This window comes from Chryseobacterium sp. HNCC26DJ239 (assembly GCF_057180445.1).
Map to the genome: position 1 here is coordinate 33,328 of NZ_JBXUGJ010000002.1, position 18,194 is coordinate 51,521.

The following is an 18,194-nucleotide window of genomic DNA, read 5'->3' on the forward strand; positions in this document are numbered from 1 at the left end:
CAAATTTTTTAAACCATAATATTAACCCTTTATTTAAATCAAAATGAAAAAACTTGTACTAACTCTTTTGGTAAGCCTTGTATTAAATTCTGTTTATGGACAGGCTCCGTCAAACTATTATGATGGCACTGCGGGATTATCAGGAGCTTCTTTAAAGTCAAAGTTGAAAACTATCATTACCAACGGCCACCAAGATAATGGCTATGGCAATTTGCTGACAGCTTTTCAAAGCACAGATAGGGATTATTTCTACGAAAATGATGGAACTGTAATGGATATGTATTCTGAAAATCCGACAGGAACAGATCCATATATTTATAATCATGGAGTCAAACAATGTGGAAATTATAGTGTTGAAGGAGACTGTTACAACCGAGAACATGTCGTACCGCAAAGTTTATTTAATCAGAATTTACCGATGAGATCTGATGTCCATTTTGTTACACCTACTGACGGAAAAGTCAACGGAATGCGATCAAATTATCCTTTTGGAAAAGTAGGATCAACCTCATTTACATCACTAAACGGTTCTAAACTGGGAAGTTCAGTATCTGCAGGTTATGCGGGGACTGTTTTTGAACCAATTGATGAGTTTAAAGGTGATATTGCCAGAATGATATTATATTTTGTAACCAGATACGAGACGCAGCTATCAGGTTTCAGCAGCGGAAACATATTAGGTAGTACAGCCTACCCTGGCTTACAGACATGGGAATTAAAACAATTACTCGAGTGGAATAATTTAGATCCTGTTTCTCCTTTTGAGATAGCAAGAAATAATGCGGCATTCACTTACCAAGGTAATAGAAATCCATACATCGATCGTCCTGAGTTCGTCGCTTTAATTTGGGGTGCTTATATGGGAGTTGCAGATGTAGATTTGTCAAAAAGTCTTGTGATCGTTCCTAATCCCGTAAAAGATAATAAGATTTATGTGTTAGGCGGAAAAAATCTAGGACAATATAAAATTGCTTTGATTTATAATATGACTGGTCAATTAGTACAGACAATTGAAAATCCATTTCAAAAAGATAATACAATTATTCTTACAGATCTTCCTAAGGGTATTTATATTTTGAAAACTGGCGATCTGAATACAAAGTTTATTATAAAATAAATCAATAAAAAAGATTATTTATAAAATACTGTTCTAAGTCAAAAAAATTATAATATTGGTTAGATTGTAAATTATAATATCTCCCATTAGTTGAGAAGGTTTTTATGTGTAAATATTTAATACATAAATAAAGAATAACTTTTTTGTACCATATTTGTACCATAAAAATATAACTATTTGATTTATAGTAGTTATTATATTAGAAGAAGTGAAATAAGACTTAATGAAGTCAATTTAAATAGAATCCCCGAGTGAAAACTTGGGGATTTTTTTTGACAAAAACACTACTCAACATCAGTATATCATTTTATAGTATGAAGAATGAAAAAGGAATCTACTCATTCTTATTTTACAGAACAAATACAGAGGCTTAATGCGACAAAAGATGTCGTGTTTTATTTTTCGTGGAAAAAATAATAATAAAAGCACAGATGGTTGTCTGCGCTGTAAAGTTTTTTGCCCAAAGTCGGGAGATTTTCGGAAATGGGATAAACGTAAGAAAATTTGTATAGGATTGACATTGCTCAAAGTCAGGAGACTTTTCGTAGCGGGTTTTACAAAGGTAAAAAATAACACAATTTTAGAAATTTGTTTTTAAAAGAAAAAGCCACACGAAGGGATTGACTTTGTCGAATTTCATTTCGTGCGGCAGCGAGCGGGATAGATGTAAGAAAATTTGTGTAGGATTGACATTGCTCAAAGTCAGGAGACTTTTCGTAGCGGAAGATCTATATTAAATTCATCATTATTCCGAATTTCGAAAATAAATATTGAGTATTCTCTTCTTATTCTTGTAATTTTGAATTGTGTACTGTTGTGTAATAATTAATTATTTTTACTAAAAATATTATTTTATGTAATTTAACTTAAATTTTGTTAATCTATTGATTTTTAAATTGTTAATTTACTATTGTGGATTCTTCTGTTAATTGAGTTTATCGTGTTTTTTAAATTTTTTCTTGAAAAAATTTGTTAACTAAAACTTTTGGTATGTTAATTGAATATGGTAGAACAGCAAGATATCTTAGAAGTACTTAATGTACTTTCTCCAAATTCTTACACGGGATCTTTGTATGATTCATTAAGAATTTCATTTTGATAATTACTCAACAAATAATAAACTATTATATGAAATCTACATTAGCAATTTTATCGCTTGCGATGGCGATACCTGCTGCAGTATGCGCACAGGATTCAACAGTACAGGATGTATCGTCTCAGTATCCTAATACATTTAGTTCAGGTTCTGCAAATGTGCAGAAGTTTACACAGTCTTCAAAGAGATTTAACGATTGGTCGCTTTCTGCGGGTGCGGGTGTACCTTTAATGCAATCTGCAGATTTAACTTCCATAAAAAACGGAAATGGAAAAGACCTTGTAGGATACTCTATGTATTTCAGTGTCGATAAAGCTATTACTCATGCTTTTGGTTTAAAATTACAATACGATAGAGGAGAAACTCGTCAAGGTTTTTTTAACACTAAAGATGCTGCTCCTGCAAATGCTGCAGCAACGCAGCAGGTGGGTGCAAGAACGCAGTATGATGCGATCTCAATTTTAGGAGATATTAATTTTTCTAATCTATTAAGAAGAGTAGATAACAAGTCTCCTTTCAGATGGGCACTTCACGGATATGCGGGTATTGGTACAATTGCTTACAGAGCTTATCAAAAAGACGAATTCGGACAAAGACTAATGACGGAGGTTAAGCCTTTTAAAGGTTTTGGTTCTTTCTTCGGACAAGCGGGTGCAGGTTTAAAATATAAAGTAAGCAGAAGAATTGATCTTGAAGGTAGAGTAATGTATGTTGTTACAACAGATGATCAATTTGATGGCGGAGGCGATCAGTACAGTGCAATTAATAGAAGAGAGGATCAGGTTTCTGATAATTTCTTTAATGCAACTTTAGGTTTGTCTTTAAAATTAGGAAAGCACGATTCTCACCTAATGTGGCATGATCCTTTACAAGAAATTTATTATAAGATGGATGTCTTAGCAGAGAAAAACCAAGATATTACAGTGTGCCAAAAAGGTGATCTAGATAACGATGGTGTTTGCGACGATTGGGACAGACAACTAGATACTCCTGCAGGAGCTAGAGTAGACGGTGCAGGTGTTGCTTTGGATGTAGATCTGGATGGGGTTATCGATCTTAATGATAAATGTGTAACCGTTCCTGGGCCGGTGGAAAATGAAGGTTGTCCACTGCAAGGACAAGGAAACGGTGGTACAGTTTCTGAGTCTGAAACTAAAATGGACGGTATCGAGTTCGATCTAAACTCAGACAGAATTCTACCATCAAATACACCTATTTTGAACAATGCGGTAAGCTACATTAATTCATCAGCAGGAACTTATACTGTGGTTGGAGCGACAGACACAAGAGGTTCTGAGCAATACAACCAGAATCTTTCTCAAAAAAGAGCAAGTAATGTAAAAGATTATTTAATCCAAAACGGAGTTCAAGCTTCAAAACTTGATGCAGTAGGAAGAGGTAAAAAAGATCTTAAATATCCAGAATGTGATCCGGCTTCTAAATGTCCGGAATGGAAAAACAGAGCAAATAGGAGAGTGTATTTTGAAGCAAAATAAATTACAAACTATCTAATTTTCGAAGGCAACCACAGTTTTGTGGTTGCTTTTTTTTATGTTTATTTTAAAGCTACCAATTTAAAATTTTTGGTGAGGTAAGTTTAGATTTTTGATCAATAAATAATGTTTTTTTAAAGGAATAAAATTTTTCAGCAAACTTAAAATCATGTAATGGATTTTTGAAAAAATGGATTAAATCTAAAAATACGCTCCCTTATTTTCTGAAAAAACGATTTCAAGAATCATACAAGTGGTATATTGTTTTATTGAGACAATTTAGCATTTACACTTTTGAAATTATAATCTTTAAATCTTAATGGAATTCCTATTTTATGTTAAGTATTGTTTAAGTTTATTTTAACAGAATTTTGTAATAGTTTAGAAAAAAGTAATCTTTGGGATTAAAAAAAGTGATGAAAGAGGGTTGGTTTTAAGATTTTTGTTAATGTTTTTAAGACTTTTTTGTATTTAATTTTTTGTGAAAAAGTTTCTTCTGATGCCTTTTGAACGGTTTTTTTAGAAATATAAAAATCCAGCAGGTAACCACAGGATAGGAGATTTTTTGGATAAACATACTTTTAGACAGAGCAGAATTAGTAATATGAGTGAAGCGATTAATTCCTGTTCAGAAATTAAATATTTGTTAAAGTAATGGTAGTTTTTTAAATTAAATAATAACCTGAAAATGAAGAAATCTATAGTAACTCTGGGTATATTGCTAAGTACCGCAAGTTTTGTCTTGGCGCAAGAAAAGCCAAAGACAGATCCTGTTAAAGCTCAGGATAGCATCAAATCAAATTCTAGCAAAAAAACTAAGGATATTGATGAGGTGGTAATTATCGCATATGGTAGCCAGAAAAAAGGAGAGGTTACCGGTTCTGTTGGTCGTGTAAATGCGGCAACATTTAAAGACCGTCCTATTGCAACTGTTGATCAGGCTTTAACTGGGCAAATTGCGGGTGTTAAGACAAGAGCAACCACAGGAAAACCGGGAGAACCACTTGAAATTAGAGTTCGTGGTACTGCATCTATTTCTGCAAGCAACTCACCTTTATATGTTGTAGATGGAATGGTTGTAGATGATATGGGAAATATCTCTTCTGATGATGTGCAATCGATTGAAGTACTAAAAGATGCTGCTTCTACTGCAATGTACGGATCTAGAGGTTCTAATGGAGTTGTAATTGTTACTACGAAAAGAGGAGCTTCTGGTAAACCGGCATTTACTTTTTCTCAATATTATGGAGTGCAGACTATTGAAAAGAAGCTAGATGTGATGACAAGTGCAGAATGGATGGATTTTGCGTCGGAAGCTATCAATAAAAGATGGGTTGCTTTAGCTCCTGGAAATTCGGCTTCAGATAGTTACGCCGTAAGAGCGAGTTATTTTAATTTGGCAAACAGTACAAACTATAATTTAGCCAATGTAAATTATATGGTAGACCCAAGATGGGGAACCAATCAAGTAGCAAATATAGATTGGCAAGATGCATTTTATCGCCCAGCTTCTATCCAAAATTATCAATTGGGAGTAAGGGGAGGAAGTAAAGGTTTAAAATATGCTATTTCTGCGGCTTACTTCGATCAGGAAGGTTTGGCCATTAATACAGGTTTTAGCAGATTCAACCTAAATGCTTCTATCGATGTAAATATCTCAGATAAATGGAAGGCGGGGATTTCATTAAAACCAAGTTATTCAAAAAGCTACGGTGCAACGGTAGATGGTAAGGATAATAATGCGCACAAAATGCTTTCTATGGTTCCTGTAGCAGAGCTTAGTGCAGGACTTTATACCAATTTTGGTAAAAATCTTAGATACAGATGGGCAGGATCCACCCAAAGTCCGATTGGGGTGATGGAAGAAACAACTAATGATACTGATGAATTCAGAATGTTGTCTAGCTTGTACATGTCTTATGATATTTTACCAAGTTTAAATTTCAAAATTTCTGGAGGAGCAACAAATAATTACAATATCAACACAGGATATACACCAACTTTCGACCTTATTACCAATGTTCCCGGACAGGTAAGTATTGGAAGCAGAAGAACCGTAAACTACAACCGATATCTTGGCGAAGCTCTATTTACGTATAAAAAATCTTTTGGAGCTCACAATATTAATGGGATTGCGGGTTACAGTGCAGAAAACTACAGAACAACCAATCAGTACAACAGAAATCAAGGCTTTGCTAATGATGATCTAAAAACTTTTTCTTTTACACAATCTAAATCTGTTTTAAATTCAGAATATACTGCTACAGAGTGGATGTTGGTTTCTATGTTTGGAAGAGTAAACTACAACTATAAAGAAAAATACATGTTGTCGGCAAGTGTGCGTAGAGATGGATCTTCAAGATTTGGATGGGATAATCTTTGGGGAACATTCTCTGCGTTTGGAGCGGGTTGGAAAATCGATAAAGAATCTTTCTTAGAAAACCAAAATTGGCTGAGCAATTTAAAACTAAGATACAGTTGGGGAGAAAACGGAAACAATTCAATTGGAGATTATAGAGCTTTCGGAACACTTGCAGGTGGAAATTATACTTTCGGTGGAGCGGTTTCAAACGGATATATTCCGAATACAATTCCTAACCCTAATTTAACTTGGGAAAAAACAGCTTCTTCAGACTTTGGGTTTGAATTAGGTTTGTTCAATAGAATAGATTTCAGCGCAGATTATTACATCAAAAAAACCAACGATTTATTATTGCAACAACCAATTCCTGCAGTTACAGGTTATACCACAATGTGGAGAAATGTAGGCTCTGTTCAAAATAAAGGTTTAGAACTAGATTTAAATACTAAAAACTTAACAGGAGCTTTTAAATGGAATACCAACGCGAATATTTCATTTAATGATAACAAAGTTTTAGCATTAGGTGCAGATAATGCTCCTATTTATACAGGTTTCAGTAATAGTACAAATATTATAAAAGTAGGAGAGCAACTTAATTCTTTCTATCTTTATGAAGCAATTGGAGTGCTTTCTACTGCAGATATTAATAATTCTAGTGTTGCAAAAACTACGGGTGCAATTGCGGGAGATGTAAAGTACAAGGATTACAATGGAGATGGCAAAATTGATGAAAACGACCGTCACATCATCGGAGGTCCAACTCCAAAATATTATTGGGGTATAACCAACACGTTCTCGTACAAAAACTTCGATATGTCTGTATTTTTCCAAGGTCAAAAAGGAGGATATAGCTACGCTTTATTAGGTAGAGCTATCGATAGAACAGGTATGGGAACGGTAACGAATGCAATGGGCAACTGGGCAAATCGTTGGAGGTCAGACGAAGATCCGGGAGATGGTAAAACACCAAGATTGGATGGTACAACAGGAAGTCTTTTGGATACAAGATGGTTGTACGACGCATCTTACATTCGTCTGAAAAATGTTACAGTAGGTTATAATTTCGATAAAGACCTTACGGATAAACTTAAAATTTCTAACCTTAGACTTTATGTGAGTTTAGAAAATGTTTGGAGAAAAGATAATTACTACGGTGGTTACAACCCAGAATCTGTACAGTCTGACGGAACCGATTACGGTGCTTATCCTAATGCGAAAGTGTATATGATGGGACTTAATTTTAACTTCTAAAATTTTTTTCAAAATGAAAACAATCAATCTTAAAAATAAATCAGTGCTGCCAATTAATTTTAAAACTGTTGGGAAGGCTTTAATTTTTGGAGCTTTAACTTTCGGAGCAATAAGTTGTGAAGATGATCTTAAACTAGAACCAGAAAATAATATCACTCAAACATCTTTTTACACCACAGAACTACAGATTCAGCAAGCAGTTACGGGAGTGTATTCTGCTATGGTAAATTCGTCTTCTAGAGGTGGTTTTGATCTTAACTATTATATGTTGGCTTCAGAGGTTCGTTCTAATAATTACACTGCAATTTCTCAAAATGGAGCAAGAGATTATTATGCGATCAACCGTTTTCAAGACAATTCTTCAACCGACGAGCTAGATATTCTTTGGGAAGATGCCTACCAAATGGTAACCTACGCCAATGTAATTTTAGAAAGAATAGACGCTGTGCCTTTTGCAGATAATGCTACAAAAGAGCAATATCGTGCAGAAACCAAATTTTTAAGAGCCTATGCATATTTCGAATTAATACGAGCTTTTGGTAAAGTTCCTTTGATCGATCATTCGGTTACACCAGAAGAAGCCGCAAAAATCCCTCGTACAGATCTTGCAACTTTATATAGTTTTATTACTTCTGAAATCGAAGCATCTGTAGCAGGTTTAAAAGATACTTACAACACAGCTAATAAAGGAAGGGTTACCAAAACGGCTGCTCACGCATTATTAGGGAGAATTTATCTTACAGGGTACGGTTATCCTCTAAATAACAGCTCTTATTTAGCTAAAGCAAAAACTCATTTAGCTGCAGTGATAGCAGTTGAAGGGCAATACGTAACCTTTGCGAGCAACTATGCAGATATGTTTAAAACGGCGAACGACAACAAGTACCATATTTTTGAAATTCAGCACGTAAGCGGAGGTCTTTCACAAGGTTCTTTCTTGCCTAGTTATGTTTCGCCAGGCTTTGGTACGGCAGATCCGCTGTACAATGCGCAGGGAAGTCTTTTCAGTTCATCAGAATTGGGAGTTTCAACTTCTCTCATTAATTCTTACGAAACAGGAGATTTAAGGAAAAATGCAACGATAAAAACTTCTTTCATCGCGACAAATGGGCAACCAGATAATGCAAATTATTTCATTAAATTCCGTGAAGGAGGCTTAACGCTTGCGAATAGATACGATTGGCCAATCAATTTCCCAATCATAAGATATGCAGATGTATTACTAATGTATGCCGAAGTTTTGAATTACGAAGGAAGCACAAGTCTTGCCGTTCCTTATCTTAACAGAATTCGTCAAAGAGCAGGTCTTGCTGCGTTGTCCACAACAATAACATCAGCTGAATTTACAACTGCGCTTCGAAGAGAAAGAAGATCTGAATTTGCAGGAGAAGGTATTTATTGGCATGATCTTGTAAGATGGAACATCGCGGTATCGGTTATTAACCAAGCGGCAGCAGCATTAAATTACAATTTTACCATCACCACCAATGACTATATATACCAAATTCCGCTTGCACAAATTCAGGTAGCGGGTTACGAGCAAAATCCTTAATCAAAATTTTGTCTTACATTCATAATGATAGTTCCCCGAGCGTAAGCGAGGGGAATTTTTTATTATATTTACCACTACTGAATTTAATAAATGTTAAAAATGAAAAAATTATTTCTCTTATTATTGATTGGGGTTTTTAGTTTATCCAATCTGAAAGCGCAAGAAAAAGCAGATGAGGTTTTGGCAAAAGCATTCTCACAAGCAAAAAAAGAACATAAAAAGGTTTTGCTGATTTTCCATGCTTCTTGGTGCGGTTGGTGTAAAAAAATGGATAAAAATATGCAAGTACCGGAAGTTGCTCCTTATTTTTCTAAAAATTTTGTAACGACACATCTTACGGTAATGGAAATGCCTGCCAAAAAGTCTTTAGAAAATCCTGGTGCAGACGAAATTCTTAAAAAATATGGAGGGAGTGAAGATCAAGGAATTCCATTTTTTGTAATTATAAATCCAAAAAACGAACAGATGGAAGAAAACTCTCTCAACGAAAAGAAAGAAAATCTTGGTTGCCCATCTTCCCCTGAAGAAGTAGATAGTTTCATTAAAAAACTGCAAAAAACCACCAAACTTGCAAAAGACGACGAGAAAAATATTCGAGAAGTTTTTACAGCTAAAAAATAAAACGAAGCGGCGCGAACCAAAGGTTCGCGCCGCTTCGTTTTATCAGGTTTTATTTACCAAAAAAGATTCTGTCTTGTCTTCTTTGCTCGTTGTATATCAATTGGAAATCAAGCGGCATATTCTGGTAAAGCTGCTTCCAATGGCTTATTTTACCGTGTTTTTTAAAGCTTTCAAAAGACCGTACGAATACATTTTCGATGATGTCTTTTACGTAACGATCTCCGTTTTTATAAATCATATCCATCAATTTTATGTGATGTGCAATGATGTTTATTTTCGATTCTTGAAGTAATGTCCTCAAGTAATTAATAGTTGTTTGGATAATCCCAGCGAAATTATTATTCACAGATAATTCATCTATCTCTTTTCGCAATCTAGGATAGAAAGTTTTTAAGTATTCTACTGCTATTTTCTGGTCTACAGAGGTTTTGTTCTCTTTCATTGTATTAAAAAATTTCAACTAAATTTCCTGAACCAAAAATGTACCAAAATTTATAAAATCATTGCCAAAACAAATACGGCAATTATGACAGCAATGTGCGTAAACAGGACTTCTTTGTCGTGTTTATAATGCTTGTATTTCAAAGACTTCCAACTCGAAATTCTTCTAGTTTTTGTGTTGTGGATTTTCATTTTTTTATATTTTAAAGTATTAAAATCTCTCTTTTTTATAAATAAATTATATTTGATGACTATAAATTTGTCTGGAATACGCATTTTTCAAGCCATCAGAAAGAGTTTCTATGACAACTTGTCTCTGCGTTAAGCCGCACTGCATCATATTTTGATCCAGCGAATACACAAAGACATTTTCGATGGCATATTTCAAAATAAGGTCGCCTTTAGAATAAATCTCATTCATTTTTTGAATGTACTTTATAAAAAGTGGAGTATTTCCCAATATGATCTGCTCCTTAATTTTAGACGTGAAAAGGCTGATTACGCTGTATGAGCTCACATTTTTTTCATTATTAATTTCTGTATGAAAGTTGGGAACAATTAAACTTAGTTCTTCAATAGCTGTTAAATAATTCATTTTAAAATTTTTATTCAGAATGGCTAATTACATTCCTTATTTTTAGTTTTTTATGTAAGTGTTTGTTTATGAATAATTTGTGTTGTTTTGGTTCGTTTTTTTTAAATATTCAATCCTTTCAAAATGAAAAATAAAGCATTTCACTTTGAAAAATATTTTCGCTTACATCTTCTGTTTTTTTTGTCTGTTTTAATCGTTAGATTAAATATCTTTGCACTCCTAAATATTTTTTATGTTTTCAAAAATCGTTGTACACAGAGTCGGAAATAAAATTAATGGCGAATCTTTAATTCTTTCTCAAGAAGAGCTTGAGCTGGAAGAAGGAATGGCAGAAATGCTTGAAAATTATTTTCTGGGTTCTTTTAAATCTGAAGAAACATTTCACTTTTACAGCGATACATATTTGGTAAACAACCCTGTCTACAGTGCAGTTTCAGAGATTTTTGATGACAAAAGCAAATTTCTTTGGGAGTCTGAAAATATTGCAAAACACCTTTTTGAATCTGCCGAAAACCCTAGAGTTCAAGGAGGAGAACTTTTCATTGTTTTCTTTGAAGACGAAAGAGAGGGCACAGAAAGAGTAGATAAAATAGGTATTTTTAAAACCGAAAAAAGAGATTCTTTCCTTAAAATTTTCCCTAAAAATGAATCTTTTGATATTGAAAAAGATCAAGGAATTTCTCTGTCTAAAATTGATAAAGCTGCCCTTATCTACAATAACGATAAAGAAACCGGCTATGTTTTGTCTGTGGTAGATAACAACAAAAATGGGGATATGTATTATTGGTTTGAAGATTTCTTGAAGGTAAAACAGCGTGATGATGAGTATTTCCACACACAAGAAGCCTTGTTGGTGTATAAAGATTATATTACCAAACAACTTCCACAGGAGTTTGAAGTTTCAAAAGCAGATCAGGCAGATTTTTTAAATAAATCAATCAATTTCTTTAAAGAAAAAGAAGAGTTTAAACTGGATGATTTTACCGCAGAAGTTTTGGGTGATGAGCATGTAATTGAAAGTTTTAATAATTTTAAGACTGATTATGAACAAGACATGCAGATTAATATTGCGGAAGAATTCCCGATAAGTGAAGCTGCAGTGAAGAAAACACAGAGACATTTTAAAAGTATTATTAAACTGGATAAAAACTTCCACATCTACATTCATGGAGATCGTCAAAAACTGGCACAAGGTGAAGATGAAAACGGAAAATATTACATGCTTTACTTCGAAAAAGAAGTATAAAAAGAGAAAGTTTTTCTTTATCGTTTAGTGAATTATAAAAAGTGGCTGCTTATGTATAATTTGCCATAATTTATTTTATGGTTAAATGTGGTATCTGTTTCTTAAAAATCTATTAATAAAAACTAAGCAATATTAAAATTTTAAGATAATTTACAAAATAGAATCTCAATCATATTTCTGAAACAACTTTAATAAGTATCTTTGGAAATTAATTTAGGATATGAATTTTGTTGAATGTCATGAAGAGCCCATCCACATACCTGGGCATATACAAAGTTTTGGTTACCTGATTGGCATTTGCACAGTTTCCGAAACCATCAACTTTTGCAGTCAAAACATTGGCGAAATCTTTAGTATAGACAATGCTCAAGAGCTTTTGGGTAAGAAATTGTCAGACTTTCCCGCTATTTTTAATATTCTTTCTACATCAGATATTTTCAAATTTTTGATAGATAATACCAAGCGCGAAAATGAGACCTATTTTGATAAAATTACATTAAAAGAAAAAAAATATCATTTCTCGCTGTTCAGAAACGGACAAAATATTTTCCTAGAATTTGAAAAAGTTATCAAAAATCCTCATAAAAGAATTACCAACAAGTATGATAACTTCTATGTAATTGAGGATGACTTGGGAATTTGGGATCAATTACTCAGTACACTTTCAAACATTATTAATTATGACAGAATCATGGTCTATAAATTTATGGAAGATGGTTCCGGAAAGGTTATTTCTGAGGTAAATAATGGTGTTTTGGAAAGCTACATCGGGTTGCATTATCCGGAGCAAGATATTCCCAGACAAGCAAGAGAGCTATATCTTAAAAAGAGAAAAAGAATTTTCAGCGATGTGTATTCAGAGCCGGTTCCTTTAATTAGTAAGATAGATTCTCCTATCAACCTTACTTATGCAGCAACAAGAGCTATGTCCCCAATTCATGGGCAATATATCAAAAATTCAGAGGCTTCTTCAAGCTTTAGTATTTCGATTATTATTGATGATAAGTTGTGGGGCTTGGTAACTTGCCAAAACAAAATAGCGAAACATATTGATCTAGAAGATAGAGTTCAGGCTGGTATTTTTACCGTTTTAGCTTCTAACGCGTATTCTTCATTCAAATCAAAAAAAGATCTTGAATATCGTCTAGATTTGGATGTGAAATTGAATTACTTAAAATCTGAATTTTTAAAATATAATACTCTTTTCGAAAGTCTTGCAGCTACCAAAAAAGAATTGAGGAATTTGCCTAAAGCAGACGGTTTTGTTATAATTTCAGACGGAGATAAAATCACAGACGGGAGTGTGCCTTCATGTGAAGTTACTCAAAAAATTGTAGACTGGGCTTATGAAAACAATGATAACAGCATTTTTATCAGCAACAGCTTCTTGAGAGACTATGGTAAAGAATTAGGATTGGACGATAAATGTGCAGGAATTATAATCTATTTTGTTGAAGGAAGTAAAAATGAAATTCTGATTTGGTTCCGAAAAGAATTTGACGAGCATATAGATTGGGCAGGAAATCCTGAGAAAAAAATTGATACTTTTACTCAAAATGGAGTAGATGTACAAATAGTTTCGCCGAGAAATTCTTTTCAGATTTTTAAAGAGAATATTAAAGGAAGTTCTAAAAGATGGAGTTCGAAAAGCGAAATTGCTGTAAAATCAATCAGAGACTTAATTTTAGAAACATCTCATAAGCAGTATATTACGATTAAAAAGCTTAACGATCAGCTTAAAAAAGTAAACGAGGAACTTGATAGTTTTTCATACACCATTTCGCACGATCTTGGTACACCGCTTACTGTAATGAAGCTGAATGCTCAAATGCTTTTGAAAAGTTTAAATGAAGAAGCAGAAAAAGAGAAGAAAAAAATTCAGTCGATTATCTCGGAAATTGATAATATGGCTGAAATGATGCAGAATGTACTGCAACTTAGCCGTGCTAAACACACTGAAATTCTGTTAGAAAAAATTGAAACAGAAAGCACTATCGAAAAAATTACAGAGAACGCAAAAATTACGTACAATACGCCTCACAGCAAAGTGGTGATAAAGCAATGTCCGGAAGTTTTGGCAGACCGTACTTTGCTACACCAGGTTTTTCTCAATATCATCAATAACGCGATCAAATATTCTTCTAATAAAGAGCAGCCAGTAGTAGAAATTGAAGGTTCTGAAAATGGTGATTGTATCGTGTATAAAATAAAAGACAACGGTATTGGAATTCCCGAAGAAGACAAGCATAAAATGTTTAAGATTTTCAATAGGATGGGAAATGCTAAAAAATTTAAAGGGAATGGAGTTGGGCTCTCTATTGTACACAGAATAATGAACAGGTTGGGCGGAAATGTAGATTATGAAAGCAGTAGTGATGGAACTTGCTTTATTCTTACATTTCAAAAACCAAGCATTGTAGAAAGGTAAACTACCGCAAGAAAATAGAATATGATTTCAGATTACTTAAAAAAAAATACAGCAGATCTGCACGATGCTGCTGAAAAACTGTTTAATTCTCAGAAAATTTTTGACCGTACTTTTACTTTAGATGATTATAAAAAAATCATTACCCGGAATTATATCATGTTATTGAATTCGGAAGATGAAATTTTTAATCAACTTTCAGATAAATTTTCAAAAACACTACAGCTTAGCGAAAGAAGAAAATTAAATTTAATCGAAAAGGATCTTAAAAGTTTGTCTATCGAAGATCAATTTCCAATGCAGAAAGTTCATATTTCAGCTCAAAATGAAGCGTTAGGAATGATGTATGTAATAGAAGGTTCTACTTTAGGAGGGAATGTTATTGCCAAACAACTTTCAAAAACGGAAGGGTTTGAAGGTGTAACTTTTAATTTTTTCGGCTGCTATCACGAAAATACAGGTACCATGTGGAAGAATTTTAAAGAAATTTTAGATTCAGAAGTACAAGAAGAGTCTTATGATGAGGTTTTATCAGGTGCGAAGAAACTATATCAACTTTTACTGAATCTTAATTAGTCTAAAAAATATTTTTTGTGAATATCGCATGGTTACCAAAAAATACTTATCTTTTCGGTAATTAAAATAATCAAATTTCAAAAAACAAAAAAGTACAAACAATGAAAGTAACTGTTGTAGGAGCAGGTGCCGTAGGAGCAAGCTGCGCAGAGTATATTGCAATGAAAAACTTCTGTTCAGAGGTCGTTTTGGTAGATATTAAAGAAGGTTTTGCAGAAGGAAAAGCGATGGATTTGATGCAAACCGCATCACTAAACGGTTTTGATACCAAAATTACAGGTACAACAGGAGATTATAGCAAAACTGCGGGTTCGCATGTTGCAGTAATCACTTCAGGAATTCCTAGAAAACCAGGAATGACAAGAGAAGAATTAATTGGTATTAATGCAGGTATCGTAAAAGAGGTTACTCAAAACCTAGTAAAAAATTCGCCGAATGTTATTATCATCGTGGTTTCTAACCCAATGGATACGATGACTTATCTTGTTCATAAAACTTCAGGTCTTCCTAAACATAAAATTATCGGGATGGGAGGTGCGTTAGATTCAGCAAGATTCAAATACAGATTGGCAGAAGCCTTAGAAGCTCCTATTTCTGATGTTGATGGTATGGTGATTGCAGCACACAGTGATACAGGTATGCTTCCATTACTAAGCAAAGCAACAAGAAATGGCGTTCCTGTTACAGAATTCTTAAACGCAGAGCAGCAAAACTACGTAATTGAAGAAACTAAAGTAGGAGGTGCAACACTTACAAAACTTCTAGGAACTTCAGCTTGGTATGCTCCAGGTGCAGCGGTTTCTGTAATGGTTCAGGCGATCGCATGTGATCAGAAAAAAATGATTCCTTGCTCATTAATGCTTGATGGTGAATATGGGGAGTCTGATATCTGTTTAGGTGTTCCTGCAATTATCGGAGCTAATGGTGTAGAAAGAATTGTAAATGTTTCTTTAACGCCAGAAGAACAAGCGAAATTTGCTGAGGCTGCAAAAGCTGTAAGAGAGGTAAATGGAGATTTAGGATTTTAGAATATTTTTTTCTTAAATAAGAGTAAAAATTTCGGCGCGCCCTTTGGGCGCGCCGAATTTTTTTAAGGATAATTCAGAATATTTTTATTATTTTTAATATAATAATTAATTAGGATTGGGGTATGTACGAAGTGAGCGATGAACTTATAAAAAACGGATTTAGCATTAATAGTTTACAGACAATTATTGAGCGTAATAAAGGCGAACTTACGATCAACACGCAAGAATATTATACAATTATGATTGCTTTTGAGGGGTTGGATATTAATGTTCAAGGGAGAGAATTTCCAATTGCGCAAGAAAGCATATTATTTATGGCGCCACACAGAGAAGTTTTGCTTAGTAATATCGAAAATAAAGAAATTTATGTGATTGCTTTTTCTGGTGAGTTTTATGAACAGAGTTCTTTAGATTCTTTACTTCTGAATTCCACACTTTTTTTTAATTATGAATCTGAAGTTTTCATTGCACCTCTTCTTACTGATAAAAGTATTATTAAAAAATTTCTTTTTGAAAGGTTGGTAAGGTTTTTAAACAAAAACGAAACTCTTTATATTTCTGCAGCACATCATACCGTAAAAGCATTTATTTTGGATGCGATGCTTTTTGCAGATAACAAACAAATGATTACGGCAGCCAATCCGGAGTATATTTCAAGTGTAAACAGGTTTATTGTTCTTCTGCAGAAAGACTTTAACGAACATAAAATAGTTTCGCACTACGCAAAAGCGCTTAACGTGACCTCTCGCAAACTAACCGAAATGGTAGAGCAGGTTACCGGGAAAAGCGCAAAACAAATAATCACCGAAAAAGTGGTTTCGGAATGTTTTAAGCTGTTGAAATACAGTGGTTTGACGATATCTGAAATTTCGTATCGACTAGGTTTTTCGAATGAGGGTAATTTTACTCATTTTATTAAAAAACATACAGGGAAAAATCCTAGCGAAATAAAAACATCGAGCCAGAATTTTGTAGATACAAATGTTTAATTTTGCAAAATAAAAATACTCCGCCCAAGTGGAGATTTTTTAACACAGAAAGTGGAAGTTTATAAAACACAGAGAAAAATAATTTTTTTAATGAAAAGATCAATATTTATTGCCTTAATATTCATCAGTAAAATGATGTTTTCACAAAATGGGTATCAACTAGAAATTAATCTTAAAAATATTAATGAGCAAAAGCTTTATTTAAGCTATTACAGTGGTTCATTAAGTAAAACACATGCGGTAGATTCAGCAGTAATTTCTGGGAAAAATAAAATTGTATTCACACAAAAAAAGAAAATTATTAATGCAATTTATAGATTAAGTTTTCAAAAAAATGAAAAAACAAATTATGTAAACATTGATTTAGAAAACAATTCTAATCTTGTTTTTACTTTAGATAATACTGTTCTGCGATCAATAAAAACTACAGATGCTTTAAATAAGGCTTTATTGTTGCCTCAAAGTGTCGTTAGTAGAGAAGATCGAAAAAAATATTTGGAAGTCATTCCGAAAAATTTCCCCAATTCTGCCGCTGCACTCTATGCTAAATTTGAGTTAAAAGAATTAAGCGTGCCTTCTGGCGAAAATGAATTGAAAATCTACAGAGATCACTATTTTACAGACATAGATTTGAATGATAAAAGAATTAAATTTCTTCCCAATATCTATTCTTCTTTATACAATTATGTGAAATTGTTGCCTGTAAATAATGAAAATTACAAAGCTAGTATCGATAATTTATTGAGGAATCAAAACTGTAAAAGCTTAAATTATTTGTTTTACATCAAATGGATTTACATGAATCTAGAATATTTAAGCAAATATAATTTGGGAGATTCTTATCATTATGTTTTTAATACGTATCATAATTCGGTGGAATGTATGAAGGCTGATGAAAAATTGTATCAATCGGCTGCCATGAAATTAAGGGAAATTGAAAAATTGCCTGCAGGTTCTATAATTCCTGATTTACAACTTACGGATATTAAAGATAATGATCTAAAACTAAGTGAAATTTTCCCTCAACATGACTATACTTTGCTGGTGTTTTTTGATCCAGAATGTTCTCATTGTCAGGAAAAAATGCCAGAAATACAAAAGTTTTTTACCGAAAATAAATTTTCAAAAGACGTAAAAGTTGTAGCTTTTTTAAATGTTGAAACGGACAAGCAATGGAAAAAATTTGTTGAAGATTATCATATTCAAAACTGGTTGAACGTAAAAAGCAAAGGTAGCGACATGAAGTATCAAACGGATTTAGGTGTTTTTGGAAATCCAAACTTCCTGCTTCTTGATAAACAAGGAAAAGTGGTTTTAAAAAATTACAATACAGACGAGTTTAAAATGCTGTTTAAATAGATTTCTTGCAATTGAAAACCTATTTGTAGTATCTTTATTTAAA

At 33.2% G+C, this 18,194-nt stretch carries 14 protein-coding genes; 11 read left to right on the forward strand and 3 right to left on the reverse strand.

Translation table 11 applies throughout. The annotated features are described in order from the left end of the window. Positions 1-43 precede the first annotated feature (43 nt). The 5 genes from AC2A1D_RS03795 (at position 44) to AC2A1D_RS03815 (ending at position 9,492) form a co-directional block, all read left to right on the forward strand. Positions 44-1,117, forward strand: a complete 1,074-nt coding sequence (locus AC2A1D_RS03795; RefSeq protein ID WP_002977387.1) for an endonuclease — start codon at positions 44-46, stop codon at positions 1,115-1,117. Between the two features lie 1,128 nt (positions 1,118-2,245). Next, a complete protein-coding gene (locus AC2A1D_RS03800; RefSeq protein WP_484042333.1) occupies positions 2,246-3,709 on the forward strand; it encodes an OmpA family protein in 1,464 nt (487 codons plus the stop codon). A 685-nt stretch (positions 3,710-4,394) separates the two neighbouring features. Then, a complete protein-coding gene (locus AC2A1D_RS03805; RefSeq protein WP_484042334.1) occupies positions 4,395-7,319 on the forward strand; it encodes a SusC/RagA family TonB-linked outer membrane protein in 2,925 nt (974 codons plus the stop codon). Positions 7,320-7,332: 13 nt separating this feature from the next. Further along, entirely contained in the window at positions 7,333-8,871 is a 1,539-nt protein-coding gene (locus tag AC2A1D_RS03810) for a RagB/SusD family nutrient uptake outer membrane protein (protein WP_484042335.1), read from the forward strand. A 99-nt stretch (positions 8,872-8,970) separates the two neighbouring features. Next, entirely contained in the window at positions 8,971-9,492 is a 522-nt protein-coding gene (locus AC2A1D_RS03815) for a thioredoxin family protein (protein WP_484042336.1), read from the forward strand. Between the two features lie 49 nt (positions 9,493-9,541). On the opposite strand, the gene AC2A1D_RS03820 is transcribed toward AC2A1D_RS03815, so the two are convergent. Genes AC2A1D_RS03820 through AC2A1D_RS03830 form a run of 3 tightly spaced genes read right to left on the reverse strand, consistent with a single transcriptional unit; the run spans position 9,542 to position 10,528 of the window. Next, a complete protein-coding gene (locus AC2A1D_RS03820; protein WP_484042337.1) occupies positions 9,542-9,934 on the reverse strand; it encodes a DUF7674 family protein in 393 nt (130 codons plus the stop codon). Between the two features lie 50 nt (positions 9,935-9,984). Continuing rightward, complete coding sequence (locus tag AC2A1D_RS03825) at positions 9,985-10,125, reverse strand: hypothetical protein (protein WP_484042338.1); 141 nt, start codon at positions 10,123-10,125, stop codon at positions 9,985-9,987. A gap of 46 nt (positions 10,126-10,171) precedes the next feature. Then, on the reverse strand, positions 10,172-10,528 hold the full coding sequence (locus AC2A1D_RS03830; protein ID WP_484042339.1) for a DUF7674 family protein: 357 nt from the start codon (positions 10,526-10,528) through the stop codon (positions 10,172-10,174). A 232-nt stretch (positions 10,529-10,760) separates the two neighbouring features. Here AC2A1D_RS03830 and AC2A1D_RS03835 point away from each other — a divergent pair, with 232 nt between their 5' ends. The 6 genes from AC2A1D_RS03835 to AC2A1D_RS03860 all read left to right on the forward strand — a co-directional run bounded on the left by AC2A1D_RS03835 (position 10,761) and on the right by AC2A1D_RS03860 (position 18,151). Next, on the forward strand, positions 10,761-11,774 hold the full coding sequence (locus AC2A1D_RS03835; RefSeq protein ID WP_484042340.1) for a nucleoid-associated protein: 1,014 nt from the start codon (positions 10,761-10,763) through the stop codon (positions 11,772-11,774). 220 nt (positions 11,775-11,994) lie between these two features. Further along, positions 11,995-14,202 (forward strand): ATP-binding protein, encoded by a 2,208-nt coding sequence (locus tag AC2A1D_RS03840; protein WP_484042341.1) that lies wholly within the window; start codon positions 11,995-11,997, stop codon positions 14,200-14,202. A 21-nt stretch (positions 14,203-14,223) separates the two neighbouring features. Continuing rightward, a complete protein-coding gene (locus AC2A1D_RS03845; RefSeq protein ID WP_484042342.1) occupies positions 14,224-14,775 on the forward strand; it encodes a biliverdin-producing heme oxygenase in 552 nt (183 codons plus the stop codon). 101 nt (positions 14,776-14,876) lie between these two features. Further along, positions 14,877-15,803: a malate dehydrogenase gene (locus AC2A1D_RS03850; protein WP_484042343.1), complete on the forward strand. Its 927-nt coding sequence runs from the start codon at positions 14,877-14,879 to the stop codon at positions 15,801-15,803. Between the two features lie 122 nt (positions 15,804-15,925). Further along, positions 15,926-16,792 carry a helix-turn-helix domain-containing protein gene (locus AC2A1D_RS03855; protein WP_484042344.1) on the forward strand — a complete coding sequence of 289 codons (867 nt, stop codon included), beginning with the start codon at positions 15,926-15,928 and terminating at the stop codon, positions 16,790-16,792. A gap of 90 nt (positions 16,793-16,882) precedes the next feature. After that, complete coding sequence (locus AC2A1D_RS03860; RefSeq protein WP_484042345.1) at positions 16,883-18,151, forward strand: peroxiredoxin family protein; 1,269 nt, start codon at positions 16,883-16,885, stop codon at positions 18,149-18,151. Positions 18,152-18,194: the final 43 nt, after the last annotated feature.

Excerpts from the sequence above, each read along its gene's own strand:
- AC2A1D_RS03805 (WP_484042334.1), top strand. The coding sequence starts at position 4,395 with ATGAAGAAATCTATAGTAACTCTGGGTATATTGCTAAGTACCGCAAGT.
- AC2A1D_RS03820 (WP_484042337.1), bottom strand. The coding sequence starts at position 9,934 with ATGAAAGAGAACAAAACCTCTGTAGACCAGAAAATAGCAGTAGAATAC.
- AC2A1D_RS03800 (WP_484042333.1), top strand. The coding sequence starts at position 2,246 with ATGAAATCTACATTAGCAATTTTATCGCTTGCGATGGCGATACCTGCT.
- AC2A1D_RS03835 (WP_484042340.1), top strand. The coding sequence starts at position 10,761 with ATGTTTTCAAAAATCGTTGTACACAGAGTCGGAAATAAAATTAATGGC.
- AC2A1D_RS03825 (WP_484042338.1), bottom strand. The coding sequence starts at position 10,125 with ATGAAAATCCACAACACAAAAACTAGAAGAATTTCGAGTTGGAAGTCT.
- AC2A1D_RS03815 (WP_484042336.1), top strand. The coding sequence starts at position 8,971 with ATGAAAAAATTATTTCTCTTATTATTGATTGGGGTTTTTAGTTTATCC.
- AC2A1D_RS03850 (WP_484042343.1), top strand. The coding sequence starts at position 14,877 with ATGAAAGTAACTGTTGTAGGAGCAGGTGCCGTAGGAGCAAGCTGCGCA.
- AC2A1D_RS03795 (WP_002977387.1), top strand. The coding sequence starts at position 44 with ATGAAAAAACTTGTACTAACTCTTTTGGTAAGCCTTGTATTAAATTCT.
- AC2A1D_RS03830 (WP_484042339.1), bottom strand. The coding sequence starts at position 10,528 with ATGAATTATTTAACAGCTATTGAAGAACTAAGTTTAATTGTTCCCAAC.
- AC2A1D_RS03855 (WP_484042344.1), top strand. The coding sequence starts at position 15,926 with ATGTACGAAGTGAGCGATGAACTTATAAAAAACGGATTTAGCATTAAT.
- AC2A1D_RS03810 (WP_484042335.1), top strand. The coding sequence starts at position 7,333 with ATGAAAACAATCAATCTTAAAAATAAATCAGTGCTGCCAATTAATTTT.
- AC2A1D_RS03845 (WP_484042342.1), top strand. The coding sequence starts at position 14,224 with ATGATTTCAGATTACTTAAAAAAAAATACAGCAGATCTGCACGATGCT.
- AC2A1D_RS03840 (WP_484042341.1), top strand. The coding sequence starts at position 11,995 with ATGAATTTTGTTGAATGTCATGAAGAGCCCATCCACATACCTGGGCAT.
- AC2A1D_RS03860 (WP_484042345.1), top strand. The coding sequence starts at position 16,883 with ATGAAAAGATCAATATTTATTGCCTTAATATTCATCAGTAAAATGATG.